At 52.2% G+C, this 14,494-nt stretch carries 17 protein-coding genes; 4 read left to right on the top strand and 13 right to left on the bottom strand.

The features are described from left to right. Nucleotides 1-86: 86 nt before the first annotated feature. The 8 genes from fusA to fkpA form a co-directional block, all read right to left on the bottom strand. On the bottom strand, nucleotides 87-2,201 hold the full coding sequence (gene fusA / locus ACLBVC_RS24540; RefSeq protein ID WP_410151781.1) for an elongation factor G: 2,115 nt from the start codon (nucleotides 2,199-2,201) through the stop codon (nucleotides 87-89). Nucleotides 2,202-2,297: 96 nt separating this feature from the next. Beyond that, complete coding sequence (gene rpsG / locus ACLBVC_RS24535) at nucleotides 2,298-2,768, bottom strand: 30S ribosomal protein S7 (RefSeq protein ID WP_005969574.1); 471 nt, start codon at nucleotides 2,766-2,768, stop codon at nucleotides 2,298-2,300. Nucleotides 2,769-2,864: 96 nt separating this feature from the next. Next, nucleotides 2,865-3,239, bottom strand: coding sequence for a 30S ribosomal protein S12 (gene rpsL, locus ACLBVC_RS24530; protein ID WP_013573668.1), 375 nt, complete (start codon nucleotides 3,237-3,239; stop codon nucleotides 2,865-2,867). 143 nt (nucleotides 3,240-3,382) lie between these two features. Continuing rightward, complete coding sequence (gene tusB / locus ACLBVC_RS24525) at nucleotides 3,383-3,670, bottom strand: sulfurtransferase complex subunit TusB (protein ID WP_410151780.1); 288 nt, start codon at nucleotides 3,668-3,670, stop codon at nucleotides 3,383-3,385. A gap of 13 nt (nucleotides 3,671-3,683) precedes the next feature. Then, nucleotides 3,684-4,043, bottom strand: a complete 360-nt coding sequence (gene tusC / locus ACLBVC_RS24520; protein ID WP_410151779.1) for a sulfurtransferase complex subunit TusC — start codon at nucleotides 4,041-4,043, stop codon at nucleotides 3,684-3,686. Between the two features lie 22 nt (nucleotides 4,044-4,065). Beyond that, on the bottom strand, nucleotides 4,066-4,458 hold the full coding sequence (gene tusD, locus ACLBVC_RS24515; RefSeq protein ID WP_410151778.1) for a sulfurtransferase complex subunit TusD: 393 nt from the start codon (nucleotides 4,456-4,458) through the stop codon (nucleotides 4,066-4,068). After that, entirely contained in the window at nucleotides 4,455-5,177 is a 723-nt protein-coding gene (locus ACLBVC_RS24510; RefSeq protein WP_165061123.1) for a helix-turn-helix transcriptional regulator, read from the bottom strand. The genes tusD and ACLBVC_RS24510 overlap by 4 nt, the downstream gene beginning before the upstream one ends. 264 nt (nucleotides 5,178-5,441) lie before the next feature. Continuing rightward, complete coding sequence (fkpA, locus tag ACLBVC_RS24505) at nucleotides 5,442-6,293, bottom strand: FKBP-type peptidyl-prolyl cis-trans isomerase (protein ID WP_101077417.1); 852 nt, start codon at nucleotides 6,291-6,293, stop codon at nucleotides 5,442-5,444. Nucleotides 6,294-6,584: 291 nt separating this feature from the next. Between fkpA and ACLBVC_RS24500 the strand changes: the two genes are divergently transcribed. After that, a complete protein-coding gene (locus ACLBVC_RS24500) occupies nucleotides 6,585-6,803 on the top strand; it encodes a protein SlyX (RefSeq protein ID WP_112288598.1) in 219 nt (72 codons plus the stop codon). Nucleotides 6,804-6,877: 74 nt separating this feature from the next. On the opposite strand, the gene slyD is transcribed toward ACLBVC_RS24500, so the two are convergent. The 4 genes from slyD to kefG form a co-directional block, all read right to left on the bottom strand. Then, nucleotides 6,878-7,483: a peptidylprolyl isomerase gene (slyD, locus tag ACLBVC_RS24495; RefSeq protein ID WP_195814714.1), complete on the bottom strand. Its 606-nt coding sequence runs from the start codon at nucleotides 7,481-7,483 to the stop codon at nucleotides 6,878-6,880. 200 nt (nucleotides 7,484-7,683) lie between these two features. Beyond that, on the bottom strand, nucleotides 7,684-7,887 hold the full coding sequence (locus ACLBVC_RS24490; protein WP_410151777.1) for a YheV family putative zinc ribbon protein: 204 nt from the start codon (nucleotides 7,885-7,887) through the stop codon (nucleotides 7,684-7,686). Between the two features lie 78 nt (nucleotides 7,888-7,965). Further along, the gene (kefB, locus tag ACLBVC_RS24485; RefSeq protein ID WP_195814715.1) at nucleotides 7,966-9,774 is read right to left on the bottom strand and encodes a glutathione-regulated potassium-efflux system protein KefB; all 1,809 of its coding nucleotides are present in this window, start codon (nucleotides 9,772-9,774) and stop codon (nucleotides 7,966-7,968) included. Next, nucleotides 9,774-10,328 carry a glutathione-regulated potassium-efflux system ancillary protein KefG gene (gene kefG / locus ACLBVC_RS24480; RefSeq protein ID WP_195814716.1) on the bottom strand — a complete coding sequence of 185 codons (555 nt, stop codon included), beginning with the start codon at nucleotides 10,326-10,328 and terminating at the stop codon, nucleotides 9,774-9,776. Before kefG ends, kefB begins: the two co-directional genes overlap by 1 nt. A 129-nt stretch (nucleotides 10,329-10,457) precedes the next feature. On the opposite strand from kefG, the gene ACLBVC_RS24475 reads away from it, so the two are divergent. After that, nucleotides 10,458-12,377 (top strand): ABC transporter ATP-binding protein, encoded by a 1,920-nt coding sequence (locus ACLBVC_RS24475; RefSeq protein ID WP_410151776.1) that lies wholly within the window; start codon nucleotides 10,458-10,460, stop codon nucleotides 12,375-12,377. Between the two features lie 70 nt (nucleotides 12,378-12,447). Here the strand turns inward: ACLBVC_RS24475 and ACLBVC_RS24470 are convergent, their stop codons facing one another. After that, nucleotides 12,448-13,050 (bottom strand): LysE family translocator, encoded by a 603-nt coding sequence (locus tag ACLBVC_RS24470; RefSeq protein ID WP_410151775.1) that lies wholly within the window; start codon nucleotides 13,048-13,050, stop codon nucleotides 12,448-12,450. Nucleotides 13,051-13,150: 100 nt separating this feature from the next. Between ACLBVC_RS24470 and ACLBVC_RS24465 the strand changes: the two genes are divergently transcribed. Both ACLBVC_RS24465 and ACLBVC_RS24460 read left to right on the top strand, forming a co-directional pair. Further along, on the top strand, nucleotides 13,151-14,179 hold the full coding sequence (locus tag ACLBVC_RS24465) for a hydrolase (RefSeq protein WP_410151774.1): 1,029 nt from the start codon (nucleotides 13,151-13,153) through the stop codon (nucleotides 14,177-14,179). Continuing rightward, a complete protein-coding gene (locus tag ACLBVC_RS24460; protein WP_410151773.1) occupies nucleotides 14,176-14,421 on the top strand; it encodes a YheU family protein in 246 nt (81 codons plus the stop codon). Before ACLBVC_RS24465 ends, ACLBVC_RS24460 begins: the two co-directional genes overlap by 4 nt. Nucleotides 14,422-14,494 lie beyond the last annotated feature (73 nt).

Here is a 14,494-nt window from a genome sequence, read left to right as displayed (position 1 = left end):
TTTTTCTTTAGACACGGCTATATTCCTTACTCTTGTGCTCTCCCTTCAAAGAGAGAGCACGGGATCATTGTGTTTAAACCAGTGGCTTATTTGCCACGAGCTTCAATAACGGCCAGGGCCACGTTATTCGGCGCATCATCATACTTCAGGAATTCCATGGAGTAAGATGCACGGCCTTTAGTCAGTGAACGCAGCTGAGTCGCGTAACCGAACATTTCGGAAAGCGGAACTTCGGCATGAATCACAACACCAGTAGCGTTAGATTCTTGGCCTTTCAGCATACCACGACGACGGCTAAGGTCACCGATGACGTCACCAGTGTTCTCTTCCGGAGTTTCTACTTCAACCTTCATGATCGGCTCAAGCAGAACTGGTTTCGCTTTCTTAAAGCCATCTTTGAAGGCGATAGAAGCGGCCAGTTTAAACGCCAGCTCGGAGGAGTCAACGTCATGGTAAGAACCGAAGTGCAGGCGCACGCCCAGATCGACTACCGGGTAACCCGCCAGTGGACCGGATTTCAGCTGTTCCTGGATGCCTTTGTCAATCGCGGAGATGAATTCGCCAGGAATTACACCACCCTTGATTTCGTTGACAAACTCATACCCTTTCGGATTCGTGCCAGGTTCTAATGGGTACATGTCGATCACAACGTGACCGTACTGACCACGACCACCAGACTGCTTAGCGTGTTTACCTTCCACATCAGTAACTTTAGCGCGAATTGCTTCACGATAAGCAACCTGCGGCTTACCGACGTTAGCTTCAACGTTAAACTCACGACGCATACGGTCAACCAGGATGTCCAGGTGAAGTTCACCCATACCTGCGATGATTGTCTGACCAGACTCTTCATCAGTCCAAACGCGGAATGATGGGTCTTCTTTCGCCAGACGACCCAAAGCCAGACCCATTTTTTCCTGGTCAGCTTTGGTTTTTGGTTCTACAGCAACAGAGATTACCGGTTCAGGGAATTCCATACGCTCCAGAATGATCACGTTATCCGGATCACACAGGGTATCACCAGTCGTCACGTCTTTCAGACCGATCGCTGCAGCGATATCGCCTGCACGAACTTCTTTGATCTCTTCACGCTTGTTAGCATGCATCTGAACGATACGACCCAGACGTTCACGCTGAGATTTCACTGGGTTAAATACAGTGTCACCTGAGTTGACGAGACCGGAATAAACACGGAAGAACGTCAAGTTACCCACGAATGGGTCAGTAGCGATTTTGAACGCCAGAGCAGAGAACGGCTCAGCATCGTCTGAATGGCGAACTGCTGGAGTGTCTTTACCGTCATCCAACAGACCGTTGATAGCTTCAACGTCAGTTGGTGCTGGCAGATACTCAACAACCGCATCCAGCATTGCCTGTACGCCTTTGTTCTTAAACGCAGAACCACAGGTAACCAGGATAACTTCGTTGTTCAGAACGCGCTTACGCAGAGAAGTTTTGATCTCTTCTTCAGTCAGCTCTTCGCCACCAAAGAATTTCTCCATCAGCTCATCAGAACCTTCAGCTGCGGATTCAACCAGTTTCTGACGCCATTCTTCAGCCAGTTCTTGCATATCAGCAGGGATCTCTTCGTATTCGAAGGTCACGCCCTGATCGGCTTCGTTCCAGTTGATAGCTTTCATTTTCACCAGGTCAACAACACCGGTGAATTTTTCTTCCGCGCCGATAGCCAGTTGCAGTGGCACCGGAGTTGCGCCCAGACGTTTTTCAATCTGATCAACAACTTTCAGGAAGTTAGCACCCATACGGTCCATTTTGTTAACGAACGCGATACGTGGAACTTTATATTTGTTTGCCTGACGCCATACGGTCTCAGACTGTGGCTGAACACCACCAACAGCACAGTAAACCATTACCGCGCCATCAAGAACACGCATGGAACGTTCAACTTCGATGGTGAAGTCAACGTGCCCTGGGGTGTCGATGATGTTGATGTGGTGTGGTTCGAACTGCTTAGCCATACCTGACCAGAAACAGGTAGTCGCAGCGGACGTGATGGTAATACCACGTTCCTGCTCCTGCTCCATCCAGTCCATGGTTGCAGCGCCGTCATGAACTTCACCGATTTTGTGGTTTACACCGGTGTAGAACAGAACACGTTCGGTAGTAGTTGTCTTACCGGCGTCGATGTGAGCACTGATACCAATGTTACGGTAGCGCTCAATGGGTGTTTTACGAGCCATTTGATTCCTCTATTACTAGGACGTTCAAGTTCGGTTAACCCAAGCGGGTTGGCTTCTTGAAGCGCCCGCTTGGTTAGCATAACTACTGCGAAGTGATTACCAGCGGTAGTGGGCGAACGCCTTGTTGGCTTCAGCCATACGGTGAACGTCTTCACGTTTCTTAACTGCAGTACCTTTGTTCTCTGCAGCATCAGAAAGTTCGTTCGCCAGGCGGAGAGCCATGGATTTATCACCGCGTTTACGAGCAGCTTCAACGATCCAACGCATTGCCAGAGCATTACGACGAACCGGACGGACTTCAACTGGAACCTGATAAGTAGAACCACCTACGCGGCGGGACTTAACTTCGACAGTCGGACGAACGTTGTCCAGTGCGACTTCGAAAGCTTCCAGGTGGCCTTTACCGCTACGTTGAGCCAGGGTCTCAAGAGCAGTGTAGACGATTGCTTCTGCAGTAGATTTTTTACCATCTACCATCAGAATGTTTACGAATTTTGCCAGCAGTTCGGATCCGAACTTAGGATCTGGCAGGATTTTACGTTGACCAATGACGCGACGACGTGGCATGGAAATACTCCGTTGTTAATTCAGGATTGTCCAAAACTCTAAGAGTTTATTTTGACAGTAATGTGAAAATGTTTGGCCTTACTTAACGGAGAACCATTAAGACTTCGGCTTTTTAACGCCGTATTTAGAACGAGATTGCTTACGATCCTTAACGCCTGAACAGTCCAGTGCGCCACGGACGGTGTGATAACGCACACCTGGCAAGTCTTTTACACGACCGCCACGGATCAGGATCACGGAGTGTTCCTGCAGGTTATGACCTTCACCGCCGATGTAGGAGGTAACTTCAAAACCGTTAGTCAAACGCACACGGCATACTTTACGCAGTGCGGAGTTTGGTTTTTTAGGGGTGGTAGTATATACACGAGTACATACGCCACGTTTCTGCGGGCAAGCTTCCAGCGCTGGAACGTTGCTTTTAGCAACCTTCGTAGAGCGTGGTTTGCGTACCAGCTGATTAATTGTTGCCATTAAAAAGCTCCTGGATTTTGGTTCATAAACTACTTTGTAAACGCGTGATAAATCGCCCCATAAAAAGCATTAGCTAATATGGGGACGCAGAATTTTAGGGCTGACCTTAGAGGGTGTCAAGAAATATACAGCACATCGTTGATTCACCATGCCGTTTGCTGTGCATGCTTCTCAGTCAGCGCAACGAAACCAGTATAGTCGATCAGGGTAATTTTGTGCGAAATTTGACCAATCAATCCTCGTGCAGCCAGATCTTCGCTTAATACATACACTGACTGAACGTGCTGCCTCAGCAGTTCGCAGGCTTCACTGTCATGGAGCGCCGCGAGTACACCATCCTGCATCAGCAAAAGCGCATCATCCGGTGCAACCATCTTAAGAAGCAATGAAAAATCACAATGTTGCGGAGAATTGGAAAGGGTAAAAAGCATGGGGTTTCCTGATTTAAAACGTCATCACCACATCAAAACCGGCCAGCCGGCCGCGGATTTCAGCCACAGACAGCGGTTCAACGTCCAGCACCCATTCATGCCCGGCAGATAAACCGCGAGCCTTCAGCGACTCGGTGCAGACAAAGCACTGGTCGACATCATAAAGGGGCAGCACACCGAACGTGGCGATATAATTACGGGCCAGAATTTTTTCAGGCTGCTGCGCAGGCATTAGCTGAAAAACGCCGTCTGCCATAAAAAAGACGCCAATATCTTCGGTCAGCGCTGATGTGGCAAGCAATGCGTCGAGGCCTTCGCGCCCGGCGGAAGACCCGTGAGGTCCCTGCGTAAATATAAACGCTACCTTCTTCATTTTTATTCTCTGCAATAGCACATCAGAACTGCACCATACGGTCACAGGTTAATGAGGCTTCGGCAAGACTGCCCAGCCCGGTCAGATGAAAACCCGGTTGCAGGTTTGTCTGACCGTGCCCCTGATTATGGGCTTCCGTTTCGTCAATCACACCGCGACGCAATGCCGCGGCGACGCACACGTTGAGCGCCACCTGATGATCAGCGGCCATCCGCTGCCAGGATCTCACTAAATCGAATTCATCGGAGGCAGGTGCAGAAAGCAGGTTGCCGTTCAGTACGCCTTCACGATAGAAAAAAACGCTATCGAGCTTATGCCCGCTGGCAATGAGTGCCAGTGCGAACTGATACGCCGCACTGGCTTGCTGAGTTCCATATGCCGGACCGGTTACCAAAAGGCAGTAGCGGAGCTTCAACGTTCGTTCCCCACCAGGTCACCACTTTTAAACTGGCGGATATAAAGATACACAGTGTGCTTGGAAATATTCAGACGGTCAGCCACCTGATTAATGGCATCTTTAATATCAAAAATACCTTTCTCATAGAGATTCAGCACAACCTGGCGGTTCTTCGCATTGTTAGAAACATTGCGGTCCGCATTCACTTCTTCAATTGTGAATTCCAGCGTCTGAGCAACCAGATCGTCAACTGACGATGCAAAGTTAACCGAAGAAGCCACCTCCTGCGTTTCCGGCGGCATGAAGGTCTGAATGATCTGCGAGAAAGGCACATCAAGGTTCATGTTGATGCACAGCAGCCCGATGACACGCTGCTCACGGTTGCGGATGGCAATAGTCACCGACTTCATCAGCACACCGCTTTTTGCGCGTGTGAAATAAGCTTTAGAGACATTGCTGTCAGCGCCGGTCATGTCATGCAACATGCGCAGAGCAAGATCTGTAATCGGCGAGCCGATTTTGCGGCCGGTATGTTCGCCATTCGCGATGCGAACGGCTGAGCATTTCAGGTCTTCCAGTGAATGCAGAACAATTTCGCAGTGCTCACCAATCAGCATTGCAAGCCCGTCCACCACGGCCTCATATGAAGACAAAATTTCATGGTCAACCTGACTGAAAGGACGTTGGTCCAGCAAATCCAGATCGCCGGTTTCGCCAGTTATAAGCGAATTAGACATCGAAGCTACCACCCTCTATATCGCGCCTTCCAACGGGAGTCAGAGCGCATTATTCATCATTTCAGGGTCGTTACTGTATCAAACGTACAGAAAAAACGGCCTTGCGAGTATATGGATCTGTGACGTTATGCCGGGCGGGCAAAAGCGTCAAGTTATCATCATAGAGTAACCGCAATAAAAAGAGGGGCGGGTTCAAATAAAAGTTACTGACGAAAAAAAACCGCCGCGTTAAGCGACGGTTTTATACAGCAACTGTGCGGCAGCTTAGTTAGCTTTCGGCGCAGCTTCTGCTTCAGCAGGTTTCTCAGCGGCTTTAGGATCAGCTTTTGGCGCTGCTTTCACGTCCAGCAGTTCAACATCGAACACCAGAGTGGAATTAGCCGGGATCCCCGGGACGCCAGTTTTGCCGTAGGCCAGTTCTGGTGGGATGACCAGCTTGATTTTGCCGCCTTTCTTGATGTGTTTCAGGCCTTCGGTCCAGCCTGGGATAACACCGTCAAGACGGAAGGACAGTGGCTCGCCACGGGTATAAGAGTTATCGAACTCAGTCCCGTCGGTCAGGGTGCCTTTGTAGTTAACAACAACGGTATCGCTGTCTTTCGGCGCTGCGCCGGTACCTGGTTTCTCAACCTGATACAGCAAACCAGATTCAGTTTTCTTCACGCCTTTTTCTTTGGCAAAATCAGCACGGAATTTGTCGCCTTTGTCAGCGTTAGCTTTAGCGTCCTGCTCCATTTTGGCCTGTGCAGATGCTTTTACACGGCCTTCGAAGGTTTGCAGAGTTTGCTCGATTTCCTGATCAGACAGTTTGCTTTTGTTTGCAAACGCGTCCTGAACACCGGCGATCAGCTGGTCTTTATCCAGCTTGATACCCAGTTTTTCTTGTTCTTTCAGTGAATTGTCCATGTAACGGCCCAGAGATGCACCCAGTGCATACGCTGCCTGCTCGTCATCACTTTTGAACTTGGTCTTATCTGTTGCTGCCGGTGCAGCTGCAGCGGCTGGCGCAGGGGCAGCAGCGGCCGGTGCTGTGGCTTCAGCAGCCATAACCTGAGTGGCATTCAGGGCGATCGCCATGGTAGTTGCCAGCAGAGTTACTTTAAACAGTGATTTCATCCATTTCTCCAAGACCAGAAGTGTGAGACCTCTGGTAATAATTACGAAAGTTCGGCGGTTACTATAACTGTCCGTCTCACGACAAAACAATCTCTATACACGCCATTAGCGTCTTATTCCGACCTTTTTTGCATCAATTAGTTTCCTAAAATTATCAGGACGAACAGATAAAGCGCCGCAGGTCAGGCAATCAGGCGGGTTTACGGGTAGAATCGCCGGTCTACAATACAGAATGAGGTTCCGGTCAGCGCTCAATCTGAGAGGCTTGGGACGCACAATGAGGGAATGATGATGGACTCAAATACCGTTGAACAACGTCTGGAGATGCTGGAAAACAAACTGGCTTTTCAGGAAATCACCATCGAAGAACTGAATTTGATTGTGACGCAGCACCAGCTGGAAATGAGCAGATTGCACGATCACCTGCGCCTGCTGACAGACAAACTGCGCGCCAGCCAGCCGTCAATGATTGCCGATCAGTCGGAAGAAACGCCGCCACCGCACTATTGATTTCCGCCATTGCACGCAGCAAAAAAGGCGCCTGAAGGCGCCTTTTGTTTTTGACCACTCTGCTGACAGAACGATCAGTGGCAACCGCAGCCGCCGTTACCGCCGCAACCACCTTTCTTACCGTGGTCATGGTCGTGGTCGTGATCATGGCTGTGACCGTGGCCACCACAGCAACCGTCACCGTGTTCATGGTCGTGACCATGGTCATGGCCGTGTTCGCCGTGAACGTGGCCGTGAGCCAGTTCTTCTTCCGTCGCTTCGCGGATAGCAACCACTTCAACGTGGAAGTTCAGATCCTGACCCGCCAGCATGTGGTTACCGTCAACCACAACGTGGTCGCCGTCAACTTCAGTGATTTCGACAGGAACCGGGCCCTGATCGGTATCTGCCAGGAAACGCATGCCAACTTCCAGCTCATCAACGCCCATGAAGACATCTTTCGGTACGCGCTGAACCAGGTTTTCGTCGTAGTTGCCGTAAGCGTCGTTTGCGCCTACATGCACATCGAACACGTCACCAACAGCATGACCATCAAGTGCAGTTTCCAGACCGGAGATCAGGGAACCGTGGCCGTGCAGGTAATCCAACGGCGCACTCACCGGAGATTCGTCAACCAACACACCGTCTTCTGTACGTACCTGATATGCCACACTGATGACCAGGTCTTTTGCTACTTTCATGATAACTCCTACCGTTGGATACTCAATTTGTTGTCTGCGAACGTTTCGGGAACGATCGCAACTTCGCTTAAGGCTAATTCAGTGACGGCGTCTTTTGGATGAGATCATCCTGAAAATCACCGCCGGATAAATTTGGCGAAGAGTGTAGCGGAAATCCGCGTCTCTGTACTTAACAGCATAAAAAAACGCGAGCGATAACGCTACTTCGGATCGAAAATACCAATCACCTGCTCTTCCGGGCGCAGCTTCTTAGTGACCTGCGCGTCGGTCTGCCGCTGATGGTGTCCGCACTTCACGCACTCCACCACTTCGACCTGATCTTCCTGCCATAAAGCCAGTGTATCCATCGCCTTACATTTCGGGCACACCGCACCAGCGATGAAACGTTTACGGGTAGACGCCATGTTAATTCTCCTGAAATTTTCGACATTGCTTCCGGTCATTTTTCATTCAGACGGCACAAAAAATTTTCGTCTGCCGGACTATTCATCATCGTCCCAGCCGTCAAGCTGACGTCGTTCGTTGTGCATTTCGCTCTGGAAGATGTCTTCCAGTTCGCGCCGCGCCTCTTTCACTCGGGAAATCTGCGCTACGTCGCCACGGTTTTGCGGCACCAGTTCACGCAGCATCCGCATATCAAGACGGCGAAAATGCTGCTGAGCGCGGTAGGCGCTGTGCGGATGCATGCCCAACGTCACCAGCGCCTTTTTTCCTAATTCCAACGCACTGGAAAACGTCTCGCGGGAGAAGTTCGCCACACCGGCCTGCAATAGCTCATGCGCTTCAACACGCCCCCGGGCGCGGGCAAGAATATTCAGATGAGGAAAATGCTGCTGGCACAAATGCACGATGGTCATCGTGTCTTCCGGCTCATCGCAGGTAATCACGATCGACTTCGCCTTTTCCGCGCCAGACGCCCTGAGCAATTCCAGTTCAGTCGCGTCGCCGTAATACACTTTGTAGCCGTAAGTCCGCATCAGGCCAACAGCGCTGATATCGCGCTCCAACACGGTAATGCGCATTTTGTTCGCCATCAGCAAACGGCCAATTACCTGCCCGAAACGCCCGAACCCGACAATAATCACCTGCGGTTCATCATCCTGCACAAAGTGTTTTTCATCGCTTTCTTCACCGTCGTTGTAACGGCGAACCAGAATGCGATCCACCCACTGCATCAGCAGCGGCGTGGTCATCATTGATAACGTCACCACCACCAGCAACAGCGAAAGCTGAGAAGAGGAAATAACTTTCTGCGCCCCCGCCGCCGAGAACAGCACGAAGGCAAACTCCCCGCCCTGGCTGAGAACGGCAGAAAACTGCAACCGAACCGACGTACGCAATCCGAATATCCGCGAAAGCGCGTAAAGCACAGCGCCTTTGACAGTTACGAGAATAATGACGCCCGCCAGCACCAGCAGAATATGGGTGTAAAGCACGCCGAGATTGAGCGCCATGCCGACGGAAATAAAGAACAGCCCGAGCAGTAAACCCTTAAATGGCTCTATCGCGATTTCCAGTTCGTGCTGATATTCACTTTCGGCCAGTAAAATACCGGCGATGAATGTTCCGAGCGCCATCGAAAAGCCCAGCGTATCCATAAACAACGCAGAACCGAGCACCACGAGAAGCGCCGCCGCCGTAAAGACTTCGCGGACGCCAGAAGCGACAATCAGCCGGAAAATCGGCCGCAGCAGATAGCGGCCGCCGATTAACATGCCACCGAAAGCCAGCACTTTCAGGCCGATCATCTCCCAGTTATTACTGCCTTCAGAGCCGCCCGCCAGAATGGGGATCAGCGCCAAAGCCGGGATCACCGCGATATCCTGAAACAGCAGCACGGCGAAACCCAGCTGACCGCCTTCATTACGCGTCATGCCTTTGTCGCGCATCAGCTGCAGCGCCATCGCCGTTGAAGACATCGCCAGCCCGATGCCGCCGATCACCGCCGCCTGCCAGGAGAATTTCGTCAGCCACAATAAACCGCCGAGCACCAGCGCGGTCAGAATCACCTGCCCGGCGCCGACGCCAAAAATTTGCCGCCGCAGTTCCCACAGTTTCCCCGGATTCAGCTCCAGCCCGATGATAAACATCAGGAACACCACGCCCAGCTCGGAGAAATGCAGAATTTCATCGACGTCGCGGATAAAGCCCAAACCCCACGGGCCGATGGCGATCCCGGCCAGCAAATAGCCGAGCACCGCGCCAATTCCTAAACGCTGGGCAACAGGAACCGCAACCACGGCCGCAAATAAAAACAGCAGGATCGCGGCGGGTAAATTAGAACCATCCATCAGGCAATCCCTCCGTTCGGCAGCGGGGACTTTAGCCATTCGCCATACGCTTCGGCGTGGCTTTGCAACACATCAGGTTTCTGACGGCGGGCCCAGTAAATGATAATCGGCGTCATCCAGTGCATATGGCACATCGCCGACGTCAGTTCGAACGGACGCATAATGTCGGACATCGGATAGCGGTTATAGCCGCCCGCTTTATACGCCCCTTCCGGTTCGCCGGTCGTCACAACCGAACGCCAGTATTTTCCGTTCAGCGCATTCCCGCCCGCCCCGCTGGCGAAACCACGCGCCAGAACGCGATCCATCCACTCTTTCAACAGCGCCGGGCAACTGTAGGTATAAAGAGGATGCTGGAAAACGATCACTTTGTGCTCGCGCAGCAGTTGTTGCTCTCGGTGGATATCAATAAAAAAATCAGGATAGTGGGCGTACAAATCATGCACGGTGACATGTTCGAGCTGCCGGGCTTGTTGCAGTAAAACGCGGTTGGCGACCGAATCGGGTGATTCCGGGTGAGCGTAAAGCAGCAAAACCTTTGGTGGCTGCGACATCAATACCTCCAAAGCGTCGTCAGGGTGCGGTTTTTCCGTTACCATGCTTCGCAAAGACTAAATGGGACGCGATACGTCTTGTTTAAATCATTATCATGACAATTTAACATACTCTCAACACGGCGCTTTATGATTGTTTTCTCCTCCTTACAAATCCGACGCGGCACCAATGTGCTGCTGGACAACGCGTCTGCGACCATCAATCCCGGCCAGAAAGTCGGACTGGTGGGCAAAAATGGCTGCGGTAAATCCACCCTGATTTCGCTGCTGAAAAGTGAAATGAGCGCCGACGCCGGCAACCTGACTTTTCCCGGTAACTGGGCGCTGGCCTGGGTCAATCAGGAAACACCGGCACTCGACGAGCCGGCGATAGAGTATGTTATCGACGGCGACCGCGAATTTCGTCAGTTAGAATCCGAATTACAGCACGCCAATGAGCGTGATGATGGCCACGCTATCGCCACACTGCACGGCAAGCTCGATGCGATTAATGCCTGGACGATCCCGGCGCGCGCGGCCAGCCTGCTGAGCGGTCTGGGCTTTAGCCAGAATCAGTTACAGCAGCCGGTAAAATCCTTCTCCGGTGGCTGGCGTATGCGTCTGAATCTGGCGCAGGCGCTGATTTGTCGTTCTGATTTACTGCTGCTGGATGAACCGACCAACCACCTGGATTTAGACGCCGTCATCTGGCTGGAAAAGTGGTTGAAAGGCTATACCGGGACGCTGGTTCTGATTTCCCATGACCGCGATTTCCTGGATCCGATTGTCGATAAAATTCTGCATATCGAACAGCAATCGCTGAACGAATACACCGGCAACTACTCGTCTTTCGAACGTCAGCGTGCGACCAAACTGTCGCAACAGCAGGCATTGTTTGAAAGTCAGCAGGAAAAAGTGGCGCATCTGCAAAGTTACATCGACCGTTTCCGTGCTCAGGCGACCAAAGCCAAACAGGCGCAGAGCCGCATAAAAATGCTGGAGCGCATGGAACTGATTGCACCGGCGCACGTCGACAATCCTTTTCATTTTAGCTTCCGCTCGCCGGAAAGTTTACCCGATCCACTGCTGCGCATGGAAAAAGTTAGCGCAGGCTACGGCGACACCACCATTCTGGATTCCATCAAACTGAATCTGGTGCCGGGCTCGCGTATCGGCCTGTTAGGCCGTAACGGCGCGGGCAAATCGACGCTGATCAAACTGCTCGCCGGTACCATGCCGCCGCTTCAGGGCGACATCGGCCTGGCGAAAGGCGTGAAACTCGGGTACTTCGCCCAGCATCAGCTGGAGTTTTTGCGTGCTGACGAATCGCCGCTGCAACATCTGACCCGCCTCGCCGCACGCGAAACGGAACAGCAGCTGCGTGATTATCTGGGCGGATTTGGTTTCCACGGCGACAAAGTGACGGATCCGACCGGGCGTTTCTCTGGCGGCGAAAAGGCGCGTCTGGTGCTGGCACTCATCGTCTGGCAGCGCCCTAACCTGCTGCTGCTCGATGAACCGACCAACCACCTGGATCTCGATATGCGTCAGGCGCTGACGGAAGCATTAATCGACTTCGAAGGCGCGATGGTTGTCGTCTCACATGACCGTCACTTACTGCGTTCGACCACCGACGATTTGTATCTGGTTCACGGCGGCAAAGTGGAACAGTTCGACGGCGATCTGGAAGATTATCAGCAATGGCTGGTGGATATTCAGCGTCAGGAAAGCCAGCAGGATGCACCGGCCAAAGACGGTGGCGTGAACAGCGCGCAGTCGCGTAAAGACCAGAAACGCCGCGAAGCCGATTTCCGCAACCAGACTCAGCCGCTGCGCAAGCAAATCACCAAACTCGAAGCGCAGATGGAAAAACTGAGTACCGAACTGGCGACGATTGAAGAACGTCTGGCCGATTCCGCGATTTACGACATCAGCCGTAAAGCCGATCTCACCGAATGCCTGCAACTGCAGACCAAAGTGAAAGGCGCGCTGGATGAAACCGAAATGACCTGGCTCGATGCGCAGGAACAGCTGGAAGAGATGTCAAAAGCGTTTGATATAGAAAGCTGAGTTTGCTGTAAAATAGTAAAAGGAGCCATTACGGCTCCTTTTTTATATCTGAAGCGTTTATCTGAAGTCATCAGTGCCAGATCAGCAACACACAGGCGGCGGTCAGGATCCCCATCGCGATATTGAAGGTATACCACGCGCGTTTACTACGCAGCAGGCGGCCTATCACGGTGCCAAAGCCCAGCCAGATAACCCCGGAAACCAGATTCACCATAAACATTCCCAAGCTGATCCCGGCAATGGAATGGTTATAAGCCGCACCGGCCAGGCTGAAACTGGCGACAGCGCCAAGTCCCATCAGCCAGGCTTTCGGATTCAGAAATTGCAGCAACCAGCCCTGATACAAACGAATCGGTTTCGGCGGCGGTGCGCCGGTTTCCAGTGTTTCATACGCAGACGTTCCAATTTTCCACGCCAGCCACAGCAGATAAAGGCTCCCGGCGATTTTGAGGAAAAGGTGCAGCGCAGGATAAACGGTAATCAGTCCGCCGACGCCGAACGCCACCAGCAGCAAAATGCTTTGCATGCCGAGCATAATGCCGACCATCAGCCAGAGTGACCTGAAGAAACCGAAGTTAGCGCCTGACGTGGTTAACAACATATTATTCGGGCCAGGAGTGATAGCGGCGACCCATAAAAATCCAAGCATCGATAAAAATAAACCAAGTTCCATTTAATTTGGGTTCTCCGACCCGAAAGATGTGCGATAGCATTGAAGCTAACAGCGTGATATTGATCGCACAAGAGCCCCTTAAGAGAAATTTATTCATCTTATGTATGAATCCTTTCGCCCCCTGCGCGGGGCCAGCAACCCGCATATCCAGACACTGCTTCCACGGCTGGTCCGGCGCAATGCAAAACTCAAACCTCACTGGCAACGGCTGGACACACCGGACGGCGATTTTCTGGATTTAGCCTGGAGCGAAAACCCGGAACAGGCGCGCCATAAGCCACGCATGATCCTGTTTCACGGGCTGGAAGGCAGTTTTTACAGCCCGTATGCCCACGGATTATTGCAGGCGTGGAAAGAACGCGGCTGGCTCGGTGTGGTCATGCATTTTCGCGGATGCAGCGGCGAACCCAATAAACTTCAGCGCATTTACCATTCCGGTGAAACTGAAGATGCCCGCTTTTTCATTCGCTGGTTGAATGAATCCTACGGTGAAGTGCCGACCGGCGCAGTGGGCGTTTCGCTCGGCGGCAATATGCTGGCGTGTTATCTCGGGCAGGAAGGCGAAAATTGTACACTGAAAGCCGCCGTCGTGGTGTCGGCTCCGCTGATGCTCGAACCTTGCGCTTACCGGCTGGAACAGGGCACATCGCGGATTTACCAGCGCTACCTGCTGGATCAGCTCAAAGGAAACGCATCACGGAAACTGGCGAAATATCCCGGCACCCTTCCCGTCACGCTGCCGCAACTGAAAGCCATGCGCCGCATCCGGGATTTCGACGATGCGATTACCTCAAAGGCGCACGGTTTTGCCGACGCGCTGGATTATTATCGTCAGTGCAGCGGAATGCCGTTACTCGCGCAGGTCCGGACGCCATTGCTGATTATCCATGCGAAAGACGATCCGTTTATGACGCCTGACGTAATCCCGAAAGCTGAGGATTTACCGGATTGTGTTGAATACCAGCTGACCGAACACGGTGGACACGTGGGTTTCGTTTCCGGCAGCCTGCGTAATCCGCAGATGTGGCTGGAACAACGCATTCCGGCATGGCTTGCGCCGCATTTAGAAACAGCAGCAAACCCCATCACTGAACACACCGAAGAAAAAACAAAGGAAATAACGTTGTGATAATTCCCTGGCAGGAACTGGACGCAGAGTTGCTCACCAGCGTGGTGGAATCTTTCGTTTTACGCGAAGGCACCGACTACGGCGAGCAGGAAAGATCTCTTGAACAAAAAGTGGATGACGTGAAACGCCAGCTGAAAAGCGGCGAGATCGTGCTGGTTTGGTCAGAACTGCATGAAACATTAAATATCATGCCCCGCGGCCAGTTCCGCGCCGGGCAGGAAGAAATGCCGCAGGACTGGTAAAGAATACTTTTTTTGCCTTGATTTTCCCCGACCATTGGCCGGGGAGTTTATCCTCAATTAACTTCATTTATTC

It is taken from the genome of Rahnella selenatireducens, assembly GCF_046449555.1.
GTDB lineage: Bacteria > Pseudomonadota > Gammaproteobacteria > Enterobacterales > Enterobacteriaceae > Rahnella > Rahnella selenatireducens.
This window is presented reverse-complemented; position numbering and strand designations above follow the sequence as displayed.

What these genes read in the sequence shown, in the direction of transcription:
- fusA (WP_410151781.1), bottom strand. Translation starts at nt 2,201, where the DNA reads ATGGCTCGTAAAACACCCATTGAGCGCTACCGTAACATTGGTATCAGT.
- rpsG (WP_005969574.1), bottom strand. Translation starts at nt 2,768, where the DNA reads ATGCCACGTCGTCGCGTCATTGGTCAACGTAAAATCCTGCCAGATCCT.
- rpsL (WP_013573668.1), bottom strand. Translation starts at nt 3,239, where the DNA reads ATGGCAACAATTAATCAGCTGGTACGCAAACCACGCTCTACGAAGGTT.
- tusB (WP_410151780.1), bottom strand. Translation starts at nt 3,670, where the DNA reads ATGCTTTTTACCCTTTCCAATTCTCCGCAACATTGTGATTTTTCATTG.
- tusC (WP_410151779.1), bottom strand. Translation starts at nt 4,043, where the DNA reads ATGAAGAAGGTAGCGTTTATATTTACGCAGGGACCTCACGGGTCTTCC.
- ACLBVC_RS24510 (WP_165061123.1), bottom strand. Translation starts at nt 5,177, where the DNA reads ATGTCTAATTCGCTTATAACTGGCGAAACCGGCGATCTGGATTTGCTG.
- fkpA (WP_101077417.1), bottom strand. Translation starts at nt 6,293, where the DNA reads ATGAAATCACTGTTTAAAGTAACTCTGCTGGCAACTACCATGGCGATC.
- ACLBVC_RS24500 (WP_112288598.1), top strand. Translation starts at nt 6,585, where the DNA reads ATGGACTCAAATACCGTTGAACAACGTCTGGAGATGCTGGAAAACAAA.
- slyD (WP_195814714.1), bottom strand. Translation starts at nt 7,483, where the DNA reads ATGAAAGTAGCAAAAGACCTGGTCATCAGTGTGGCATATCAGGTACGT.
- ACLBVC_RS24490 (WP_410151777.1), bottom strand. Translation starts at nt 7,887, where the DNA reads ATGGCGTCTACCCGTAAACGTTTCATCGCTGGTGCGGTGTGCCCGAAA.
- kefB (WP_195814715.1), bottom strand. Translation starts at nt 9,774, where the DNA reads ATGGATGGTTCTAATTTACCCGCCGCGATCCTGCTGTTTTTATTTGCG.
- kefG (WP_195814716.1), bottom strand. Translation starts at nt 10,328, where the DNA reads ATGTCGCAGCCACCAAAGGTTTTGCTGCTTTACGCTCACCCGGAATCA.
- ACLBVC_RS24475 (WP_410151776.1), top strand. Translation starts at nt 10,458, where the DNA reads ATGATTGTTTTCTCCTCCTTACAAATCCGACGCGGCACCAATGTGCTG.
- ACLBVC_RS24470 (WP_410151775.1), bottom strand. Translation starts at nt 13,050, where the DNA reads ATGGAACTTGGTTTATTTTTATCGATGCTTGGATTTTTATGGGTCGCC.
- ACLBVC_RS24465 (WP_410151774.1), top strand. Translation starts at nt 13,151, where the DNA reads ATGTATGAATCCTTTCGCCCCCTGCGCGGGGCCAGCAACCCGCATATC.